This is a genomic window from Kitasatospora sp. NPDC022856 (assembly GCF_055561235.1).
Genome location: NZ_JBVHHE010000004.1, coordinates 102409 through 119747 on the forward strand (window position 1 = coordinate 102409; position 17339 = coordinate 119747).

The 17339-nt window shown below is 73.6% G+C and carries 17 protein-coding genes; 10 read left to right on the forward strand and 7 right to left on the reverse strand.

The window, feature by feature from the left end:
• Nucleotides 1-44 precede the first annotated feature (44 nt).
• The 5 genes from ACZ34W_RS06945 to ACZ34W_RS06965 all read right to left on the reverse strand — a co-directional run bounded on the left by ACZ34W_RS06945 (nt 45) and on the right by ACZ34W_RS06965 (nt 5981).
• Nucleotides 45-1142, reverse strand: a complete 1098-nt coding sequence (locus tag ACZ34W_RS06945) for an LLM class flavin-dependent oxidoreductase (protein ID WP_465602291.1) — start codon at nt 1140-1142, stop codon at nt 45-47.
• Between the two features lie 378 nt (nt 1143-1520).
• Entirely contained in the window at nt 1521-2543 is a 1023-nt protein-coding gene (gene glnII / locus ACZ34W_RS06950; protein ID WP_329490065.1) for a glutamine synthetase, read from the reverse strand.
• A 289-nt stretch (nt 2544-2832) separates the two neighbouring features.
• A complete protein-coding gene (locus tag ACZ34W_RS06955; protein WP_465602293.1) occupies nt 2833-3876 on the reverse strand; it encodes an SCO1860 family LAETG-anchored protein in 1044 nt (347 codons plus the stop codon).
• 244 nt (nt 3877-4120) lie between these two features.
• On the reverse strand, nt 4121-4798 hold the full coding sequence (locus tag ACZ34W_RS06960; RefSeq protein WP_329490063.1) for a uracil-DNA glycosylase: 678 nt from the start codon (nt 4796-4798) through the stop codon (nt 4121-4123).
• A gap of 91 nt (nt 4799-4889) precedes the next feature.
• Nucleotides 4890-5981 (reverse strand): amidohydrolase family protein, encoded by a 1092-nt coding sequence (locus ACZ34W_RS06965; RefSeq protein ID WP_465602296.1) that lies wholly within the window; start codon nt 5979-5981, stop codon nt 4890-4892.
• Nucleotides 5982-6161: 180 nt separating this feature from the next.
• Between ACZ34W_RS06965 and ACZ34W_RS06970 the strand changes: the two genes are divergently transcribed.
• Together ACZ34W_RS06970 and tmpA are read left to right on the forward strand one after the other, a co-directional pair.
• A complete protein-coding gene (locus ACZ34W_RS06970; protein WP_465602298.1) occupies nt 6162-7289 on the forward strand; it encodes an aminotransferase class V-fold PLP-dependent enzyme in 1128 nt (375 codons plus the stop codon).
• A gap of 159 nt (nt 7290-7448) precedes the next feature.
• Nucleotides 7449-9053, forward strand: a complete 1605-nt coding sequence (gene tmpA, locus ACZ34W_RS06975) for a 2-trimethylaminoethylphosphonate dioxygenase (protein WP_465602300.1) — start codon at nt 7449-7451, stop codon at nt 9051-9053.
• 48 nt (nt 9054-9101) lie between these two features.
• Here the strand turns inward: tmpA and ACZ34W_RS06980 are convergent, their stop codons facing one another.
• The gene (locus ACZ34W_RS06980) at nt 9102-9938 is read right to left on the reverse strand and encodes a GntR family transcriptional regulator (protein WP_465602484.1); all 837 of its coding nucleotides are present in this window, start codon (nt 9936-9938) and stop codon (nt 9102-9104) included.
• 342 nt (nt 9939-10280) lie between these two features.
• On the opposite strand from ACZ34W_RS06980, the gene ACZ34W_RS06985 reads away from it, so the two are divergent.
• From ACZ34W_RS06985 to ACZ34W_RS07020, 8 genes are all read left to right on the forward strand, one after another.
• The gene (locus tag ACZ34W_RS06985) at nt 10281-11453 is read left to right on the forward strand and encodes an ABC transporter substrate-binding protein (protein WP_329490059.1); all 1173 of its coding nucleotides are present in this window, start codon (nt 10281-10283) and stop codon (nt 11451-11453) included.
• Nucleotides 11454-11492: 39 nt separating this feature from the next.
• Nucleotides 11493-12452, forward strand: coding sequence for an ABC transporter permease (locus ACZ34W_RS06990; protein ID WP_465602302.1), 960 nt, complete (start codon nt 11493-11495; stop codon nt 12450-12452).
• Nucleotides 12440-13288: an ABC transporter permease gene (locus ACZ34W_RS06995; RefSeq protein WP_329490056.1), complete on the forward strand. Its 849-nt coding sequence runs from the start codon at nt 12440-12442 to the stop codon at nt 13286-13288. Before ACZ34W_RS06990 ends, ACZ34W_RS06995 begins: the two co-directional genes overlap by 13 nt.
• A 22-nt stretch (nt 13289-13310) precedes the next feature.
• Nucleotides 13311-14396, forward strand: a complete 1086-nt coding sequence (locus ACZ34W_RS07000) for an ABC transporter ATP-binding protein (RefSeq protein WP_465602305.1) — start codon at nt 13311-13313, stop codon at nt 14394-14396.
• A 38-nt stretch (nt 14397-14434) separates the two neighbouring features.
• Nucleotides 14435-15199, forward strand: coding sequence for an HAD family hydrolase (locus ACZ34W_RS07005; RefSeq protein ID WP_465602307.1), 765 nt, complete (start codon nt 14435-14437; stop codon nt 15197-15199).
• Nucleotides 15200-15205: 6 nt separating this feature from the next.
• Nucleotides 15206-15526 (forward strand): DMT family transporter, encoded by a 321-nt coding sequence (locus ACZ34W_RS07010; RefSeq protein ID WP_329490053.1) that lies wholly within the window; start codon nt 15206-15208, stop codon nt 15524-15526.
• Between the two features lie 130 nt (nt 15527-15656).
• A complete protein-coding gene (locus ACZ34W_RS07015; protein WP_329490052.1) occupies nt 15657-15890 on the forward strand; it encodes a phospholipase domain-containing protein in 234 nt (77 codons plus the stop codon).
• Nucleotides 15891-15928: 38 nt separating this feature from the next.
• A complete protein-coding gene (locus ACZ34W_RS07020) occupies nt 15929-16579 on the forward strand; it encodes an HAD family hydrolase (protein ID WP_465602309.1) in 651 nt (216 codons plus the stop codon).
• A 77-nt stretch (nt 16580-16656) separates the two neighbouring features.
• Here the strand turns inward: ACZ34W_RS07020 and ACZ34W_RS07025 are convergent, their stop codons facing one another.
• Nucleotides 16657-17334, reverse strand: coding sequence for a phosphonatase-like hydrolase (locus ACZ34W_RS07025; RefSeq protein ID WP_465602311.1), 678 nt, complete (start codon nt 17332-17334; stop codon nt 16657-16659).
• Nucleotides 17335-17339 lie beyond the last annotated feature (5 nt).

Consider the following 17339-nt stretch of genomic DNA (forward strand, 5'->3'; position numbering starts at 1 on the left):
CGGCGGGCCGGTGGACCGGTGACCCTACGGGCCCGCCGCCCCGGTCACGGTCGGGTCCAGAGGTTGCGGGCGGCGAGCAGCGGCAGCACGCCCTCGCCGAACCAGTACGCCTCCTCCAGGTGCGGGATCCCGGAGAGCACGAACTCGTCGATGCCCAGCTCGTGGTACTCGGTGATGAGGTCCGCGACCTCCCGGTGGCTGCCGACCAGGGCCGTGCCCGCGCCGCCCCGCAGCAGGCCGATGCCGGCCCAGAGCCCGGGGTGGATCTCCAGCCGCTCGGCCGAGCCGCCGTGCAGCGCGAGCATCCGGCGCTGGCCCTCCGACTCGCTCTCGGCGAGGGCGCGCTGGGTCTCCCGGACGCGCGCCGGGTCCATCGACGCCAGCAGCCGCTCGGTCTCCGCCCAGGCCTGGGCGGAGGTGTCCCGGGTGATCACGTGCAGCCGGATGCCGAAGCGGACGACCCGGCCCTGGGCGGCGGCCAGTTCGCGGATCCAGGCGATCTTCTCGCGGACCTGCGCGGGCGGTTCGCCCCAGGTCAGGTAGACGTCGGCGTACCGGGCGGCGACGTCGCCCGCCGCCGGGGAGGACCCGCCGAAGTACACCGGCGGCACCTGGTCCGGGAGCCGGTTCAGGATGGCCCGCTCGACCCGCAGATGGACGCCGTCGTGGTCGACCGTCTCCCCGGCCCAGAGGCGGCGGGTGATGGACAGGAACTCGCCCGTCCTGGCGTAACGGGCGTCCTTGTCCAGGAAGTCCCCGTACGCGCGCTGCTCGGCCGACTCCCCGCCGGTCACCACGTTGAGCAACAGCCGTCCGCCGGACTGCCGCTGGTAGCTCGCCGCCATCTGCGCGGCCAGGGTCGGACTGATCTGGCCGGGCCGGAACGCCACCAGGTACTTCAGCCGCTCGGTCACCTGGGTCAGCATCGCCGTGGTCAGCCAGGCGTCCTCGCACCACGCGCCGGTCGGGGTCAGCGCCCCCTCGAAGCCCAACTGCTCCGCGGTGCGGGCGATCTGGCCGAGGTAGGCGACGCTCGGCGGCCGGTCGGAGCCGGCCGCGCCGGGCGTCGAGCCGTGCCCGCCGCCGACGATCTGCCGGCTGTCGCCGTTGGTGGGGAGGAACCAGTGAAAGGTGAGGGACATGGACGGACACGCTCCTGGCGGTGGTTGCCGGCTGCTGGTGGACCTGGTTCGCGTCAGCGGCGACAACCGGCCGTGCACACCCGTCCCAGGTCGACGTGCAGTCGCCGTACAGGGAGGAAGGGGGCCGGAGCGGTCATGGCCCGATTCTCCGGGACTCCCACCCCGCTGGACAAGACATCCGCGTCAGAACACCCGTGCCGGAACACCCACATCAGCCCACCGGGGCCGGAACACCGGGGCCGGAACACCCGCGCCAGTACTCCCCCGCGACCGCGCCGGGAAGGACCCCCGCCGGGCGGCGGACGGCGAACGGCCGCCGGGCCTCCCCTCGGCAGCGGAGGGGAGGCCCGGCGGTTGGTGCGGCAGGGGGGAGGCGGCTCAGACGAGGCCGGCCTTCTCCAGGGCGGCGCAGCAGGTGTTGACCAGGAGGCGGGTCACCACGTACGGGTCCACGTTGGCGTTCGGGCGACGGTCCTCGATGTAGCCCTTCTGGTCGACCTCGACCTGCCACGGGATGCGGACCGAGGCGCCGCGGTCGGAGACGCCGTAGCTGTAGACGTTCCACGGAGCGGTCTCGTGCTTGCCGGTCAGGCGCGACTCGATGTCGGCGCCGTACTGGGTGACGTGCTCCAGGACGATCTCCTGCGAGGCGCCGAGCGACTCGCAGGCGGTGATGATCGCGTCGTAGTTCTCGCGCATCGCCTTGGTGGAGAAGTTGGTGTGCGCGCCGGCACCGTTCCAGTCGCCGCGCGCGGGCTTGGCGTCGAGGGTGGCGTCGATGCCGAACTCCTCGGCGGTGCGGTAGAGCAGGTAGCGGGCGACCCACATGTGGTCGGAGACGGTCAGCGCGTCGACCGGGCCGATCTGGAACTCCCACTGGCCGGGCATGACCTCGGCGTTGATGCCGCAGAGCGAGAGGCCGGCGGCGAGGCAGCGGTCCATGTGCAGCTCGACGATCTCGCGGCCGAAGACCTCCTCGGCACCGACACCGCAGTAGTAGCCGCCCTGCGGGGCCGGGAAGCCGCCCTCGGGGAAACCGAGCGGGCGGGAGCCCTTGAAGAAGGTGTACTCCTGCTCGATGCCGAAGATCGACTCCTGAGCGGCGAACTGCTCGGCGATCGGGCGCAGCAGCGCACGGGTGTTGCTCTCGTGCGGGGTGCCGTCGATCTCGTTGACCTCGCACAGGACGAGGATGTTGTCGCCGCCGCGGATCGGGTCCGGGAAGGTGGCAACCGGCTCAAGGACGCGGTCCGAGGCGTGACCCTCGGCCTGGTTGGTGGAGGAGCCGTCGAAGCCCCAGGTGGGGATCTTGTCCGCGTTGGCCAGGATCCGAGTCTTGGAGCGGAGCTTGGCGGTCGGCTTCGTGCCGTCGATCCAGATGTACTCGGCCTTGATTGCCACGGGGGTGAACCTCGCAAACTGGGTGGTGGGTGCCCGCGTAGCGTTGCAAGCCGCCGTTTCCCGGTTGTTCCTCCTATGTAACACCCAGGTGAACCAACCGTCCGCGTTGGCACGGTCACGGTGCGGGAGTGCCGCGGATGGCACCCCGCACCGATCGGCGCACCGCGACGGGTGTCCGCCCTCCACCGCGGCGGGCGTGGGCCCTTCACCACGGCGACCCGCAGAGCTTCACCGCGACGGGTGTCCGCCCTCCACCGCGGCGACCCGCAGAGCCCCACCGCGACGGGTGTCAGTGCTTACGGGCGTGCGCCGCCCGGCGGCGGGTGACCCAGAGCGCGCCGCCGCCGACCGCGACCAGGGCGGCGGCTCCGGCGGCGAGCGGACCGGTCGCGACACTGCCGCCGGTCGCGGCGAGGTTGCCGCCGGCGGCGGTGGCGGTGGCCTGCGGCCGGGCGGTTCGGCCGGGCGGCGTGCTGGTCGCGTCGACCGCGGGCTGGACGGCCGGGGCGGTGCCGGGCGCCGTCGGCGTGACCGAGGGGGTCGGCGTGACCGGTGCGGTCGGCTTCTCGCAGCTCACCGAGGCGACGGTGATCTTCCCGGTCACCTTGGCGACGTTGAGGTTGAGCGGGTTCACCTCGATCTGCACCTCCAGGGCCGAGGCGGCGGCCGTGGTCGAGGTGGTGGCCCGCTTGGAGAACTCCACCGAGACCCTGCCGACCAGCGGCACGTCCACGTCGGTCGGCCCGTACAGGCTGAGGGTGACCGGCTTGCCGAGCACGGTGAGCTTGGCCGGGGCGGTGACGTCGGCGGTGGGCGGCCCGTCGACCGGGCAGGTCACCGAGGAGCTGAGCGCCTCCAGGCCGAGCAGGGTGGTGGCCGGGAGACCGGGCGCGTGCACGTCGGCGTTGACCAGCTTGACCGAGGCGGCGGTGCCCTTGGCGTCCGACTTCACCACGGAGGTGCCGACGTCGGCCTTCACCAGGGTGACCGGGCCCTGCTGGTCGACGCCGTCGACCTTGGCCGTCAACAGCGAGCCTTCGCGCTGGGCCGGGCTCTCGACCTTGTTGAGCGCGAGGTTCACCGGCACGTCGACCTTGCTCAACAGCTGCACGTCCAGCGCGAGTTCGGCGGTGACGGCGCGCGCCCTGCCCGCCGTTACGGTCGGCGCGGCGGCCGCGGCGGTCGAACCCGCGGCCGCGGTGGCGGGCACGGGAGTGGGGCCGGTCGCGTGCGCCACCGGCGCCACGAGCAGCACCGGTGCCACGACCAGCGCCGACGCCACCGCGGCGGCGACGGCGGAGCCGGCGAAGGACGTGGAACGGGAAGAAGACATGGCGGTACCCCCACAGGTGGTGATCTCGGTAGAGCGCGCCTCCGACATCACCCGCGAGGCGGGGCAAGGGGCCGGTGCTCCGTACGACGAGTCGCCAGTCTTCATCGAACAGTGCGTCACATGAGCCACACAGAACGTCATTTCACTCATTCGGGTGAGGTTGACGCCCAAAGCTGCCCGGCGAAGCACTGCGGCAGGACACCTCCGGCAGGGCTCCTCCGGCAGGCCCCCTACCGCGGGAGCCCTACGGCAGTCGCCAGTCCACCGGCTGCGCCCCCTGCCGCACCAGCAGCTCGTTGGCCCGGCTGAACGGCCGCGAGCCGAAGAAGCCGCCGTTCGCCGAGTACGGGCTCGGGTGGGCGGACTCGATCGCCGGCACCTCGCCCAGCAGCGGGCGCAGGTTGCGGGCGTCGCGCCCCCAGAGGATCGCCACCAGCGGGCCGCCGCGCGCCGCCAGGGCCTTGATCGCCTGCTCGGTGACCTCTTCCCAGCCCTTGCCGCGGTGCGCGGCGGGCTTGCGCGGCGCGGTGGTCAGGGCCCGGTTCAGCAGCAGCACGCCCTGCCGCGTCCACGGCGTGAGGTCGCCGTTGGAGGGCTGCGGCAGGCCGAGGTCGGTCCCGTACTCCTGGAAGATGTTGATCAGACTCGCCGGGATCGGCCGCACCTCGGCCCCCACCGAGAAGCTGAGCCCGACGGCGTGGCCGGGCGTCGGGTACGGGTCCTGCCCGACGATCAGCACCCGCACGTCGGCGAGGGGCTGTTGGAAGGCGCGCAGGACGTTCGGCCCCGAGGGCAGGTACGTGCGGCCGGCGGCCAGCTCGGCGCGGAGGAAGTCGCCCATGGCGGCGACCCGGCCGGCGACCGGCTCCAGCGCGGTGGCCCAGCCGGGCTCGACGATCTCGTTCAGTGGACGCGGTGCCATGGTCGCCACCCTATCGGCCTACTCGGACAGGCCGTTCACCCGGATGATCATCACAACGACCATCGGCCGCACGGCCCCCGGGGAGCACCGCTCAGCCCACCGGCCGCCCGCGCAGCACCACCAGCCGCGGATCGGCGAGCACCCGGACGTCCGCCCGCGGGTCCTCGTCGTACACCACGAAGTCCGCCGACGCCCCCTCCTCCAGGCCCGGTCGGCCGAGCCACCGGCGCGCCCCCCAGGTGGCCGCCGACAGCGCCTCGGCGGGAGCGAGCCCGGCCTTCACCAGCTCGGCCACCTCCTCGGCGACCAGCCCGTGGGCGAGCGAACCGCCCGCGTCCGTCCCGACGAAGACCGGGATGCCCGCGTCGTGCGCGGCCCCGACGGTGTCGTAGCGGCGCTCGTGCAGCCGACGCATGTGCGCGGACCAGGCCGGGAACTTGGCCTCGCCGCCGGCCGCGAGGGTCGGGAAGGTGGCGATGTTGACGAGGGTCGGGACGATCGCGACGCCGCGCTCGGCGAAGGCCGGGATCAGCTCCTCGGTCAGCCCGGTGGCGTGCTCGACGCAGTCGATCCCGGCCGCCAGCAGGTCCGGCAGCGAATCGGCGGCGAAGCAGTGCGCGGTGACCCGCGCGCCCTCCTCGTGCGCCGCCGCGATCGCCTCGGCCAGCGCGTCGCCGGGCCAGCAGGCGGCGAGGTCGCCGGTGCCGCGGTCGATCCAGTCACCGACCAGCTTGACCCAGCCGTCCCCGCGCCCGGCCTCGGCCCGGACGTAGGCGGCGAGGTCACCGGGCTCGATCTCATGCGCGTAGTTGCGGATGTAGCGCCGGGTACGGGCGATGTGCCGGCCGGCCCGGATGATCCGGGGCAGGTCGTCCCGATCGTCGATCCACCGGGTGTCGGCGGCCGAACCGGCGTCGCGGATCAGCAGGGTGCCGGCGTCCCGGTCGGTCACCGCCTGCTTCTCACTGGTCGCGGCGTCGACGGCGCCGTGCGCGTCCAGCCCGACGTGGCAGTGCGCGTCCACCAGCCCGGGCAGCACCCAGCCGGTCACCGTGCGCACGTCCGCGGCCGCCGCCGGGCGGTCGAACGCCACCCGGCCGTCCACCACCCAGAGTTCGTCCCGGACGTCCTCCGGCCCGACCAGCACCCGGCCCCTGACGTGCAGCACCGCACCATCGCTCATGCCCCGCACTCTACCGAGCGGGTCCCGCCCGGGCAGGGCCTTCCCGGCGCGCGGGGAGGATGAGGCAGACTCGTCCCTGTCCGAACCGCCTCCCCTCCTCCGTCCCGTTCTCCGTCCCGATGCTCCGTCCCGTTCTCCGTCCCGTCCTCCGTTCCGTTCTCCGAAAGGCCGGCCGCCACCGTGAGCCCGTTCCTCGACCTTCCTCCGCTCAGCGCCGCCGACTTCGCGGCGATCGAGGACAAGGTCGCCGCGCTGCTGCACACCTCCGCCGATGTGATCGTCACCCAGGGTGAGGCGCTGCTGCCGCTGGAGGCCGCGATCCGCAGCGCCGCGCGGCCGGGCTCCACCGCGCTGAACGTCGTCACCGGCCCGTACGGCCAGACCTTCGGCAACTGGCTGCGCGACTGCGGGGCGACGGTCGTGGACCTCGCGGTGCCGTTCGACACCGCCGTCACCGCCGCGCAGGTCGCCGAGGCGCTGGCGGCCCACCCGGCGATCGACTTCGTCTCGCTGGTCCACGCCGAGGCCGCCACCGGCAACACCAACCCGGTCGCCGAGATCGCCGCCGTGGTCCGCGCGCACGGTGCGCTGCTGATGGTGGACGCCGTCGCCTCGGTGGCCGCCGAACCGCTGCTCACCGATGCCTGGGGCATCGACCTCTGCGTGATCGGCGGGCAGAAGGCGATGGGCGGCCCGGCCGGGGTCTCCGCCGTCTCGGTCTCCGAGCGCGCCTGGGAGCGGATCGCCGCCAACCCGGCCGCGCCGCGCCGCTCCTACCTCTCGCTGCTGGACTGGAAGGAGCGCTGGACGGACGCCGGGCGCACCGCACTCCCGCACGCCCCGGCCCAGTTGGAGATGCTGGCGCTCGGCGCCTGCCTGGACCGGATCGCCGCGGCCGGCCTGCCCGCCGTGATCGCCCGCCACCGCGCCGCCGCCGCGGCGGTCCGGGCGGGCGTCCGCGCCCTGGGCACCGTCGCCCCGTTCGTCCCGGACGACGCCCACGCGGCGCCGGTCGCCACCACCCTGCGCACCCCCGCCGGCCTGTCCGCCGCCGGGCTCGCCGCGGACCTGCTGCGCCTCGACCCGACCCTCCCGGTCCAGCCCGGCGGCGGCGCCCTCGCCGACTCGATGCTGCGGGTCAACCACTACGGCCCGGCGGCCTCGCTCGCCACCGTCCGCGCCTTCCTGACCGCCCTGGCCACCACCCTCGGCGCCGACCGCGGGGCCGACACCGTCGCCGGGGCGGACGCCGGATCCGCCCTCAAGGCGGCCGACGCCGCCTGGGAGAGCGCCGTCGCCGCCGGCTGAGACCGGTCGCCCGACCACGCCGCGAACCCCTCGGGAGCTCTTGTTCCCGAGGGGTTCACCGTGTGGCCACCCAGATCTCACCGTCACCCGGCAGGCTCCCGCACGAGGAGAAGTTGGCTATACAACTTCACCAAGCGACCTGCCGACCAGGAGAGACCCATGGCGCTCCCGACCCACCTGCCGCCGTACTGGCTGCGCGACAACTGCCCCTGCGCCGAGTGCCGGGACGGGCGCAGCGGGCAGAAGCTGTTCCAGATCACCGACCTGCCGGCCGACCTCGCCCTCGCCGCCCACACCGAGGTCGGCGGGAACCTGGAGGTGCTCTGGTCGGACGGCCACCGGTCGCGCTACCCGCTGGAGTGGCTGGCGCGGGACGCCGACGGCGACGGGCGCACCGAGGCGGAGAAGCAGCTCTGGGTCGCGGCCGACTTCCGCTGCGGCATCCCGGAGGCGGCGTGGGAGGCCTACCTGGCCGACCCGGCCGAGCAGGCGGCGGTGCTCGGGGCCGTCCGGCGCTCCGGGTTCGCGGTGCTGCGCGGGGTGCCGGTGGCCGAACGGCAGGTGCTCGCGGTGGCCCGCTCCTTCGGCCACGTCCGGATCACCAACTACGGTGAGCTGTTCGACGTCCGGGTCGAGCCGGACCCGAACAACCTGGCCTTCACCAGCGCCGCGATCGCCCCGCACAGCGACAACCCGTACCGGGACCCGGTGCCCACCCTGCAGCTGCTGCACTGCCTGGAGAACTCCGCGACCGGCGGCGACTCCGGGCTGGTGGACGGCTTCAAGGCGGCGGCGCTGCTGCGCGAGGAGTCCCCGGCGGACTTCGTGGTGCTGACCCGTACCCCGGTCCCCTTCGTGTTCCGCGACCGCGGCACCGAACTGCGCGCCGACCGCCCGCTGATCGAGGTGGACGCGCGCGGCCGGATCCGCGGGGTGCGGTTCAACAACCGGTCGATCAGCACCCTGCGCGGGTCCGCCGAGGAGCTGGACGCCTTCTACGCGGCCTACCGCCGGTTCGCCGCGATCACCCTGCGGCCCGAGCTCCGGCTGGACTTCCGGCTCGACCGGGGCGACTGCCTGATCTTCGACAACGTCCGTCTGCTGCACGCCCGGACGGCCTTCGAGCAGGACGGCTCGCGCCACCTCCAGGGCTGCTACGCGGACCTCGACTCGCTGCACAGCACCCTCGCGGTGCTGCACCGGCGCACCGCCGCGCTGGACACGATCGCCGCGCTGTTCGCGGGCGAGGGCGCCGGCGAGTACCTGGGCGAGGCGGTCACCATGGCCGAGCACATGCTGCAGGCCGGGGCGCTGGCGCAGGCCGCCGGGGCCGCGCCGGAGCTGGTCGCGGCCGCGCTGCTGCACGACATCGGGCACTTCTTCGACAAGCACGGCCATGGAACGCCGCACGGGCGCGACCTGATGAACGGCCAGGACAACCGGCACAGCGACACCGGCGCCGCCTGGCTGGCCCAGTGGTTCGGCCCGGAGGTCACCGAGCCGGTCCGGCTGCACGTGGCCGCCAAGCGCTACCTGTGCACGGCCGAGCCCGGCTACCGCGAGCGGCTCTCCGAGGCCTCGGAGTACACGCTCCAGGTACAGGGCGGCCCGATGGGCGCGGAGCAGGCCGCCGCCTTCGCGACCCTGCCCGACGCGGCCGACGCCGTCGCCGTGCGCCGCTGGGACGAGCAGGCCAAGGACCCGGACGCCGAGACCCCGGGGTTCGAGCACTTCCGCCCGCTGCTGGCCGCCCTCATGCGCTAGGGGGATTGGGGCGTCGGCCGGTCCGCCTCCCCGCTCCGGCGCCGGAGTTCAGTCACCGTCCCGGGCGTGCCGCGAGAGGGCCGAGGTGGCCAGCGAGTTGTGGATGCTGAAGGCCACCGTGCCGGGCAGGTAGCGGTCCTGGGACCACTCCACCGGCATCCCGGTCGGGTCGGTGGTCCGGCGCCGCTCGCGCAGCAGCGGGCTGCCCCGGCGGCAGCCGAGCAGCCGGGCGTCCTCCGCGTTGGCGGCGACTATGTCGATGGTGTGGTCGGCGTCCGTGAACAGGATGCCGTGCTCGCGCAGGACTTCGGTGTGCGAGACCACGTCGGCCGGCAGCTGGGCGACGATCTCGCCGACCCGGGGCGGGTAGACCGTCCGCTCCACCATCACCGCCGCGCCGGAGAGCGTGCGCAGCCGGACGGTGACGTAGACCTCGGAGCCGGCCTCCAGGCGCAGTTGCTCGCGCTCGGCTGCGTCGGCCGGCCGGCGCACCAGCGAGTCCAGGATGCCGCCGGGCTCCTCGCCCATCGAGTAGGCCCAGTGCGTGAAGCTCAGCAGTTCGGAGAAGCTCTGCACCCGGGCGGTGCCCAGCACCACCCGCCGGGTGCCGCGCCGGGAGGTGACCAGGCCGTCCGAGCGCAGCACGGCGAGCGCCTGGCGGACGGTGCCGCGGGACACCCCGTACTGCTCGGCCAGCGTGCCCTCGGCGGGCAGCCGGCCGGCCTCGCCGAACGCGCCGGTGGTGATCGCCTCGCGCAGATCGGCGGCGACCTTGCGGTAGAGCGCACCGGCGGCGCGCTCCTGGCCCGGCGCGGCAGGGGCCACGGGGGCGGCGGGGGCCGCGGGTGCCGCAGGGACCGCGGGGCGGTCGGGCTCCAGTGCCACGTCAGTCAATGTCCCTCCTGGGGCGGTGTCCTGCGCAGCCGTACCGGCCCGGACAGCCCGACTTTATCCCGCTGCGCCTTCGAAGCATCGCATTCGGTCGATCACTGACCGAGGCCCTGATTCGACCGTTCCCGTAGCCGCCCCCGGTTCTGGGCCATCCGTTCACCTTCCCGTCACCGGACTCCGGCGTACTTACCTCCGTCAGGCGAAGTTGGCTAGTCAACTCGGACGGTTCCGAACGACTGATCGCCTGGCCCGCCCTTGTGAAGAAGCACCTCTCAGCGAGACGCACCCCCGCGAAACGCACCCCTCGCAGTACGCCCCTGATCAGGAGACTGACCCGTGACCGTGCACCGTGCCCGCGCCGCCGCCTTCGCGGCCGTACTGACCGCCGCCGCGCTCTCCCTCACCGCCTGCGGCTCCGCCGGTTCGACCGCCCCGAAGTCCGGTGACGCCGCCAAGGCCGGCGCGAAGGACGCCAAGGACGCCACCTCGCTCGCCGACTTCGGCGGTCTGGACGGCCTCGTCGCCGCCGCCAAGAAGGAGGGCAAGCTGCACGTCATCACGCTGCCCAGGGACTGGGCCAACTACGGCAAGATCATGGACTCGTTCAAGGCCAAGTACGGCATCGAGATCGAGGACGAGAACCCGGACGGCTCCAGCCAGGACGAGATCAACGCGATCACCTCCCGCAAGGGCCAGGACCGCGCCCCCGACGTCGTCGACCTCGGCAGCGCGTTCGCGCTCCAGGCGGTCAAGGACGGCCTGCTCGCCCCCTACAAGGTGGCCACCTTCGACAAGGTGCCGGACACCATGAAGGACGCGAACGGCGCCGCCGTCAACGACTACGGCGGCTACGTCTCCATCGGCTGCGACGCCAAGAAGATCCCGAACTGCCCGAAGACCTTCGCGGACCTGCTCAAGCCCGAGTACAAGGGCCAGGTCGCCTTGAACGGCAACCCGACCAAGTCCGGCTCCGCGTTCGGCGGCGTCTACGCGGCCGCGCTCGCTAACGGCGGTTCGCTGGACAACATCCAGCCCGGCATCGACTTCTTCGGCAAGCTGAAGGCCACGGGCAACTTCAACCCCGTCGAGTCCACCCCGGCCACCATCGAGAAGGGCGAGACCCCGATCTCGATCGACTGGTCGTACCTGAACGCCGGCTACACCGACGAGTTCAAGGAGAAGGGCGTCGACTGGAAGGTCTCCGTCCCCTCCGACGGCAGCTACGCCCAGTTCTACAACCAGGCCGTCAACAAGTGGGCCCCGCACCCGGCGGCCGCCCGCCTGTGGCAGGAGTACCTGTTCAGCGCCGAGGGCCAGAACCTCTTCCTCGGCGGCTACGCCACCCCCTCCACCTTCGAGGCCCTGAAGAAGGACGGCACCCTCGACACCGCGGCCGCCGCCAAGCTGCCCGCCGTCGAGAAGCCGTTCACCACTTTCCCGACCCAGGACCAGATCACGGCCGCCAAGAAGGTCGTCACCGAGAACTGGACCAAGGCCATCGCAGGCTGACACCCGGCCGCAGCAACCCGAAACGGGCTGATCCCACTCATGACCACGGCTCCCACCCCGGTGCCGACCACCCCCGCCGCCACCGTTCACGGTGGCGGCGCGGGGGCGTCCGCCACCGCTCCCACCCCCACCCCCGACCGGCCCACCCGCCGGCGCCCGCGCGGCGGATCCTGGCTCGCCACGGTGCCGCTCTTCCTCTTCTTCCTGATCGGCTTCGGCCTCCCCGCCGTCGCCATCGTGATCGGCGCGTTCACCACCTCCAGCGACGCGGAGGGCGGGGGCGGCCAGTTCACCCTCGACAACATCAGGGACTCCGTCCAGGGCGCGTACTGGACGGCGATGCTCAGCAGCCTCAAGCTGTCCGCGCTGACCGCGCTGCTCGCCACCCTGATCGGCCTGCCGATCGCGCAGGCCGTGGTGACCTCCCGGCAGACCTGGCTGCGCCAGGCGGTGCTGACCGCCTCCGGCGTGCTCGCCAACTTCGGCGGCCTGCCGCTCGCCTTCGCGTTCGTCGCCACCCTCGGCAACGCGGGCGAGGTCACCAAACTGCTCCACCTGACGGACCACGGCTGGTCGCTCTACTCCTTCACCGGCCTGACCATCGTCTACCTGTACTTCCTCATCCCGCTGATGGTGCTCACCATCACCCCGGCCCTGGACGGCCTGCGGGTGCAGTGGCGCGAGGCGGCCCACAACAACCGGGCCACCACCGTCCAGTACTGGCTGCACGTCGCGCTGCCGATCCTGCTGCCCTCCCTGCTGGGCGGCTTCGTGCTGCTGTTCGGCAGCGCCTTCGCCGCGTACGCCACCGCCGCGGCCATGGTCGGCGCGACCGTGCCGCTGGTCAGCCGCTCGATCGCGGACGCGCTCTCCGGCAACGTGCTGGTCGGCCAGGGCAACCTCGCGCTCGCCCTCAGCCTCAACATGATCGTGGTGGCCGTCCTGGTGATGGCCGTGTACCTCCCCCTCCAGCGCCGGAGTGCCCGATGGCTCAGCTGACCTCCGCCCGCCCCTCCTCGCCGCGCCGCAAGGTGCGCTGGTGGCGCGGCGCCGTCCTGCTGCTCGCGGGCGTCTACTTCGTCGTCCCGCTGGCCGCCGCCGGCTACTTCTCGATCGACGACCCGAAGGGCTACTCCTTCGAGGCGTACACCGGACTGCTCAGCGCCCCCGGCTTCCTGGACAGCCTCTGGCTCACCCTGGGCCTGGCCGTGGTCACCGTCCTGGTGCTGCTGCTCCTGCTGGTACCGGCGCTGATCGCGGTGCGGCTCGGCTCGCCGAGGCTGCGCCCGGTGATCGACGTGCTCTGCACCCTGCCGCTGGTCGTCCCGCCGGTCGCGCTGACCGCCGGCCTGATCGGCGTGCTGCGCTGGGGCCCGGACTACCTGATGGACACGCCGTTCTTCCAGACCTTCGTGTTCATCCAGGACCCGGACTTCCCGCTGGTGCTGGTCATCGCCTACGTGCTGATGTCGCTCCCGCTCGCCTACCGGGCGCTGGACGCCGGTCTGCGCGCGGTGGACCTGCGCACCCTGGTCGAGGCCGCCCGCAACTGCGGCGCGAGCTGGCCGCGCGCGGTGTTCACCGTGGTGCTGCCCAACCTGCGCGGCGCGCTGCTGAACGCCTCCTTCCTCACCCTGGCCCTGGTCCTCGGCGAGTTCACCGCCGCCTCGATCCTCGGCTACCAGCCCTTCCCGGTGTGGATCTACTCGGTCGGCAACAGCCAGGCCCACATGTCGGTCGCGGTCTCCATCCTGAGCCTGCTGATCACCTGGCTGCTGCTGCTCCTGCTGGCCACCGTCGGCCGCGAGCGCCGCCACAAGACCACCACTTCCTGAAGCCCCCGGAGCGATCCCCATCATGACCACGGTTACCGCCCCCGTCGCCGGCACCCACCTCGCACCCGGCGGCGCGACCGTCGAATTCCTCGGCCTGCGCCGCTCGTTCGGTGCCACCACCGCGCTGGACGGCCTCGACCTGACCGTCCGGCCCGGCGAGCTCCTCGCCCTGCTCGGCCCGTCCGGCTGCGGCAAGACGACCGCGCTGCGCATCCTGGCCGGCTTCGAGCAGCACGACTCCGGCCAGGTGCTGGTGGACGGCGAGGACATCACCCGCATCCCCGCGCACCGGCGCGACGCGGGCATGGTGTTCCAGTCCTACAGCCTGTTCCCGCACCTGACCGCCGCCGACAACGTGGCCTTCGGCATGCGGATGCGCGGCACCGGCAAGGCCGAACGCCGCAGGCGCGCCCAGGAGCTGCTGGAGCTGGTCGGTCTGCCGCAGCACGCCGACCGCTACCCGCACCAGATGTCCGGCGGCCAGCAGCAGCGCATCGCGCTCGCCCGCGCGCTCGCCCTGCGGCCGCGCGTGCTGCTGCTCGACGAGCCGCTCTCCGCCCTGGACGCCAAGGTCCGCCTCTCGCTGCGCGAGGAGATCCGCCGCCTCCAGCAGGAGCTGGGGATCACCACCCTGTTCGTCACCCACGACCAGGAGGAGGCGCTCTCGATGGCCGACCGGGTCGCGGTGCTGCGCGCGGGCCGGCTGGAGCAGTGCGCCACGCCGTCCGAGCTGTACGCCCGCCCGGCCACCGCCTTCGTCGCCGAGTTCGTCGGCACCATGAGCCGCATCCCCTGCACCCGCACCGCCGACGGCGTCGAGGTGCTCGGCCGCCGCCACGCGGTGGACGGGGCCGCGCCGGCGGACGGCTCGCTCGACGTGCTGGTCCGGCCGGAGAACGTGTCGCTGGTCCCGGCCCTGAACGGCCCGGCGCTGGTGGTCTCCGCGTCCTTCCTGGGCGCCGTCACCCGCCTCACCGTCCGGCTCGACGACGGCACCGAGGTCAAGGCCGACCTGCCGACCGACGCCGCCGCCCTCCTGCCGGTCGGCACGCGCGCCGCGCTGTCGCTGCCGGAGCGCCCGGTCCTGGTCGACCGTCGTACGGTCTGACCTGTCCGCTCGTCCGACGAACCACCGAAGGTACCGCCATGCCTGATACCGCTCAGCCCGATTCCGCACAGCCCGATTCCGCACAGCCGGCCCCGGCCCGGCCCGACCCCACGAAGGCCGACCCGGCGAAGCCCGGATCCGCCGCGCCCGCCGCCGTCCTGTTCGACATGGACGGCACCCTCGTCGACACCGAGCACCTCTGGTGGCAGGCCGCCGCCGAACTCGCCGACGAGCTGCGCCGCCCGCTCACCGACCAGGACGCGCCCGAGGTGCTCGGCCAGGCCATCGAGCACACCGCCGCCCACCTGCACCGGGTCAGCGGCACGAGCCTCAGCGAGGCCGAACTCGCCGACCGCCTCGGCGAGTCCTTCGCCGGCAAGGTCGCCGCCCAGACCGTCCCGCGGCCGGGGGCGCTCGCCCTGCTCGCCGAGCTCCGGGACGCCCGGGTGCCCACCGCGCTGGTGTCGGCCTCCCCGCGCCGGGTGGTCGACCTCGTGCTGTCCACCATCGGCCGCGACTGGTTCGCCGTGACGCTGGCCGCCGAGGACACCCCGCGCACCAAGCCCGCGCCCGACCCCTACCTCGCCGCCGCCGAGCGGCTGGGCCTCGACCCGGCCGACTGCGTGGCCGTCGAGGACACCCCGACCGGTGTCGCCTCGGCCGCCGCCGCGGGCTGCGCGGTGCTCGCCGTCCCCTCGACCGCCACGCCCATCCCCCGGGGATCGCGCGTCACCCTGCTGGACAGCCTGGTGAACGCCGACCTCGCGCTGCTGGGGAAGCTCGGCGCCGCACCCGCGGTGTGACCGGCCATGCCCTATCTCCTGCTCGCCCTCGCCATCGTCAGTGAGGTCTGCGCCACCAGCGCCCTCAAGCTCACCGAGGGCTTCACCCGCCTCTGGCCGAGCCTCGGCGTCGCCGTCGGCTACGTGCTCTCCTTCGCCCTGCTCGGCAGGGCCCTGAAGCACATACCGGTCTCGGTCGCCTACGCCGTCTGGTCCGGCGCCGGTACGGCCGCCGTGGCGGGCATCGGCGTGATCGCCTTCGGCGAGTCGCTGGGCCGGCTCCAGTGGCTCGGCCTGGCCCTGATCATCGTCGGCGTGGTGGTGCTCAACCTGAAGGGCACCCACTGAGCCACGGCGCCCGCCCCGCGCGCACGGCGGCGGGGCGGGCGCCGTGGCTCTTCGCCGTAGCCGCGACGCGTGTGCCGGGCGCGCCGGATGCGACTCCACCGCTCGTCAACGGCCTGCGATCGACGGCGAGTTGTCCCCCCTCCCCGACACCGTCCACCCCGACATCGTGTACGCCTTCGCCGGCCCGCCCTCCACCGTCGCCCCCGGCGCCACCCGTACCCGCACCTGGGACGCCGCCACCACCGACGGCCGGTACGACTTCACCGTCCACGGCCCCGACGGCTTCGTCCGCCGCTTCGTCGGCGCCGTCACCGCACCCACCGGCACCCGCTTCACCCAGCGCTACGCGGGCACCCTGCACTGACCCGCCCGGCGGGCGAAGGCGCCCCCTATCCTGCGGGGATGATCAAGCCGATAGAACTGGTGATTTTCGACTGCGACGGCGTGCTGGTCGACAGCGAGCGCATCGCGGCCCGCGTCCAGGTCGCCCTGGGCGCGGAGCTGGGCTGGCCGCTCACCGAGGCGGAGGTGGTCGAGCGGTTCATCGGGCGCTCCCACGCCTCGATCGGCGAGCAGGTCGCCGCCCGGCTCGGGGAGGCCACCGCGGCGCTCTGGAGCAGTCGTTTCGAGCAGCTCCACCGCGAGCAGGTGGACGCCGGGCTGGCCCCGGTCGACGGGCTCCCCGAGGCGCTGGCCGCCCTCACCCTGCCGACCTGCGTCGCCTCCAGCGGCTCGCACGAGAAGATGCGTCACACGCTGGGCCGCACCGGCCTCTACGCGCACTTCGCGGGCCGGATCTTCAGTGCCACCGAGGTCGACCGCGGCAAGCCCGCGCCGGACCTCTTCCTGCACGCCGCCCGGCGGTCGGGCATCGACCCGGCCGCCTGCGCGGTGGTCGAGGACAGCCGCCCCGGTGTCGAGGCCGCCCGCGCCGCCGGCATGCGCGCCTTCGGCTACGCCGGCGGCCTGACCCCCGCCGAGCGGCTCGCGGGCCCCGGCACCGTCGTCTTCCACGACATGCGCGAACTGCCCGGCCTGCTCGCCGCCCACTGAGCCCGGGCCCACCGCGGGATCACCCCGGGGAGAAGCCGGCCGGGCGGGTCGGCGCACCCCGCCCGGCCGTCGCACGCTCAGCCCGCGAGGACGCCCGGCAGGTCGGCGATCGACTTCAGGACGTGCGTCGCGCCGTCGGCCCGCAGCCGGGCCTCGTCGTGGGCCCCGGTCAGCACACCGGCCACCACCGAGGCGCCGGCCCGGGTGCCGGTCAGCATGTCGTAGCCGGTGTCCCCGGCGACGGCCATCTGGCGGACGGAGTCGGTGGAGGTCCGCAGCAGGGCGGTGAGCGCCAGGTCCGGGTACGGGCGGCCGCGGCCGGCCTCGGCCGGGCAGAGGGTGAGGTCGGCGATCGACTCCCAGCCGAGTGCCCGCAGGATCCGGTCCTGGGTGGCCCGGGAGAAGCCGGTGGTGAGGACCACCTTGCGGCCCTGGCCCCGGAGTTCGGCGATGGCCTCGGCCGCGCCCGGCAGCGCGGCGCAGTGCCCCGCGTCGACGAGGTCGTGGTAGGCGGCCTCGAAGGCGGTGTTGGCGGCCTGCGCCTTCTCCTCCGCGCCGAACAGGTGGCGGAAGACGGAGATCTTGGACTCGCCCATGGTGAGCCGGACGTGCTCCAGCATGCGGGCGTGCTCGGGGCTGCCGGCCTCGACGCCGAGCGAACCGGCGGCGGCCCGGAAGGCCTGCTCGACCAGGCCGTCGTCGGCGACGGTGGTGCCGGCCATGTCGAGGACGATCAGGCGGATGTCAGCGGACATGTTCA

What these genes read in the sequence shown, in the direction of transcription:
- ACZ34W_RS06945 (WP_465602291.1), bottom strand. Translation starts at nt 1,142, where the DNA reads ATGTCCCTCACCTTTCACTGGTTCCTCCCCACCAACGGCGACAGCCGG.
- ACZ34W_RS06955 (WP_465602293.1), bottom strand. Translation starts at nt 3,876, where the DNA reads ATGTCTTCTTCCCGTTCCACGTCCTTCGCCGGCTCCGCCGTCGCCGCC.
- ACZ34W_RS06960 (WP_329490063.1), bottom strand. Translation starts at nt 4,798, where the DNA reads ATGGCACCGCGTCCACTGAACGAGATCGTCGAGCCCGGCTGGGCCACC.
- ACZ34W_RS06965 (WP_465602296.1), bottom strand. Translation starts at nt 5,981, where the DNA reads ATGAGCGATGGTGCGGTGCTGCACGTCAGGGGCCGGGTGCTGGTCGGG.
- tmpA (WP_465602300.1), top strand. Translation starts at nt 7,449, where the DNA reads ATGGCGCTCCCGACCCACCTGCCGCCGTACTGGCTGCGCGACAACTGC.
- ACZ34W_RS06990 (WP_465602302.1), top strand. Translation starts at nt 11,493, where the DNA reads ATGACCACGGCTCCCACCCCGGTGCCGACCACCCCCGCCGCCACCGTT.
- ACZ34W_RS06995 (WP_329490056.1), top strand. Translation starts at nt 12,440, where the DNA reads ATGGCTCAGCTGACCTCCGCCCGCCCCTCCTCGCCGCGCCGCAAGGTG.
- ACZ34W_RS07000 (WP_465602305.1), top strand. Translation starts at nt 13,311, where the DNA reads ATGACCACGGTTACCGCCCCCGTCGCCGGCACCCACCTCGCACCCGGC.
- ACZ34W_RS07005 (WP_465602307.1), top strand. Translation starts at nt 14,435, where the DNA reads ATGCCTGATACCGCTCAGCCCGATTCCGCACAGCCCGATTCCGCACAG.
- ACZ34W_RS07010 (WP_329490053.1), top strand. Translation starts at nt 15,206, where the DNA reads ATGCCCTATCTCCTGCTCGCCCTCGCCATCGTCAGTGAGGTCTGCGCC.
- ACZ34W_RS07020 (WP_465602309.1), top strand. Translation starts at nt 15,929, where the DNA reads ATGATCAAGCCGATAGAACTGGTGATTTTCGACTGCGACGGCGTGCTG.
- ACZ34W_RS07025 (WP_465602311.1), bottom strand. Translation starts at nt 17,334, where the DNA reads ATGTCCGCTGACATCCGCCTGATCGTCCTCGACATGGCCGGCACCACC.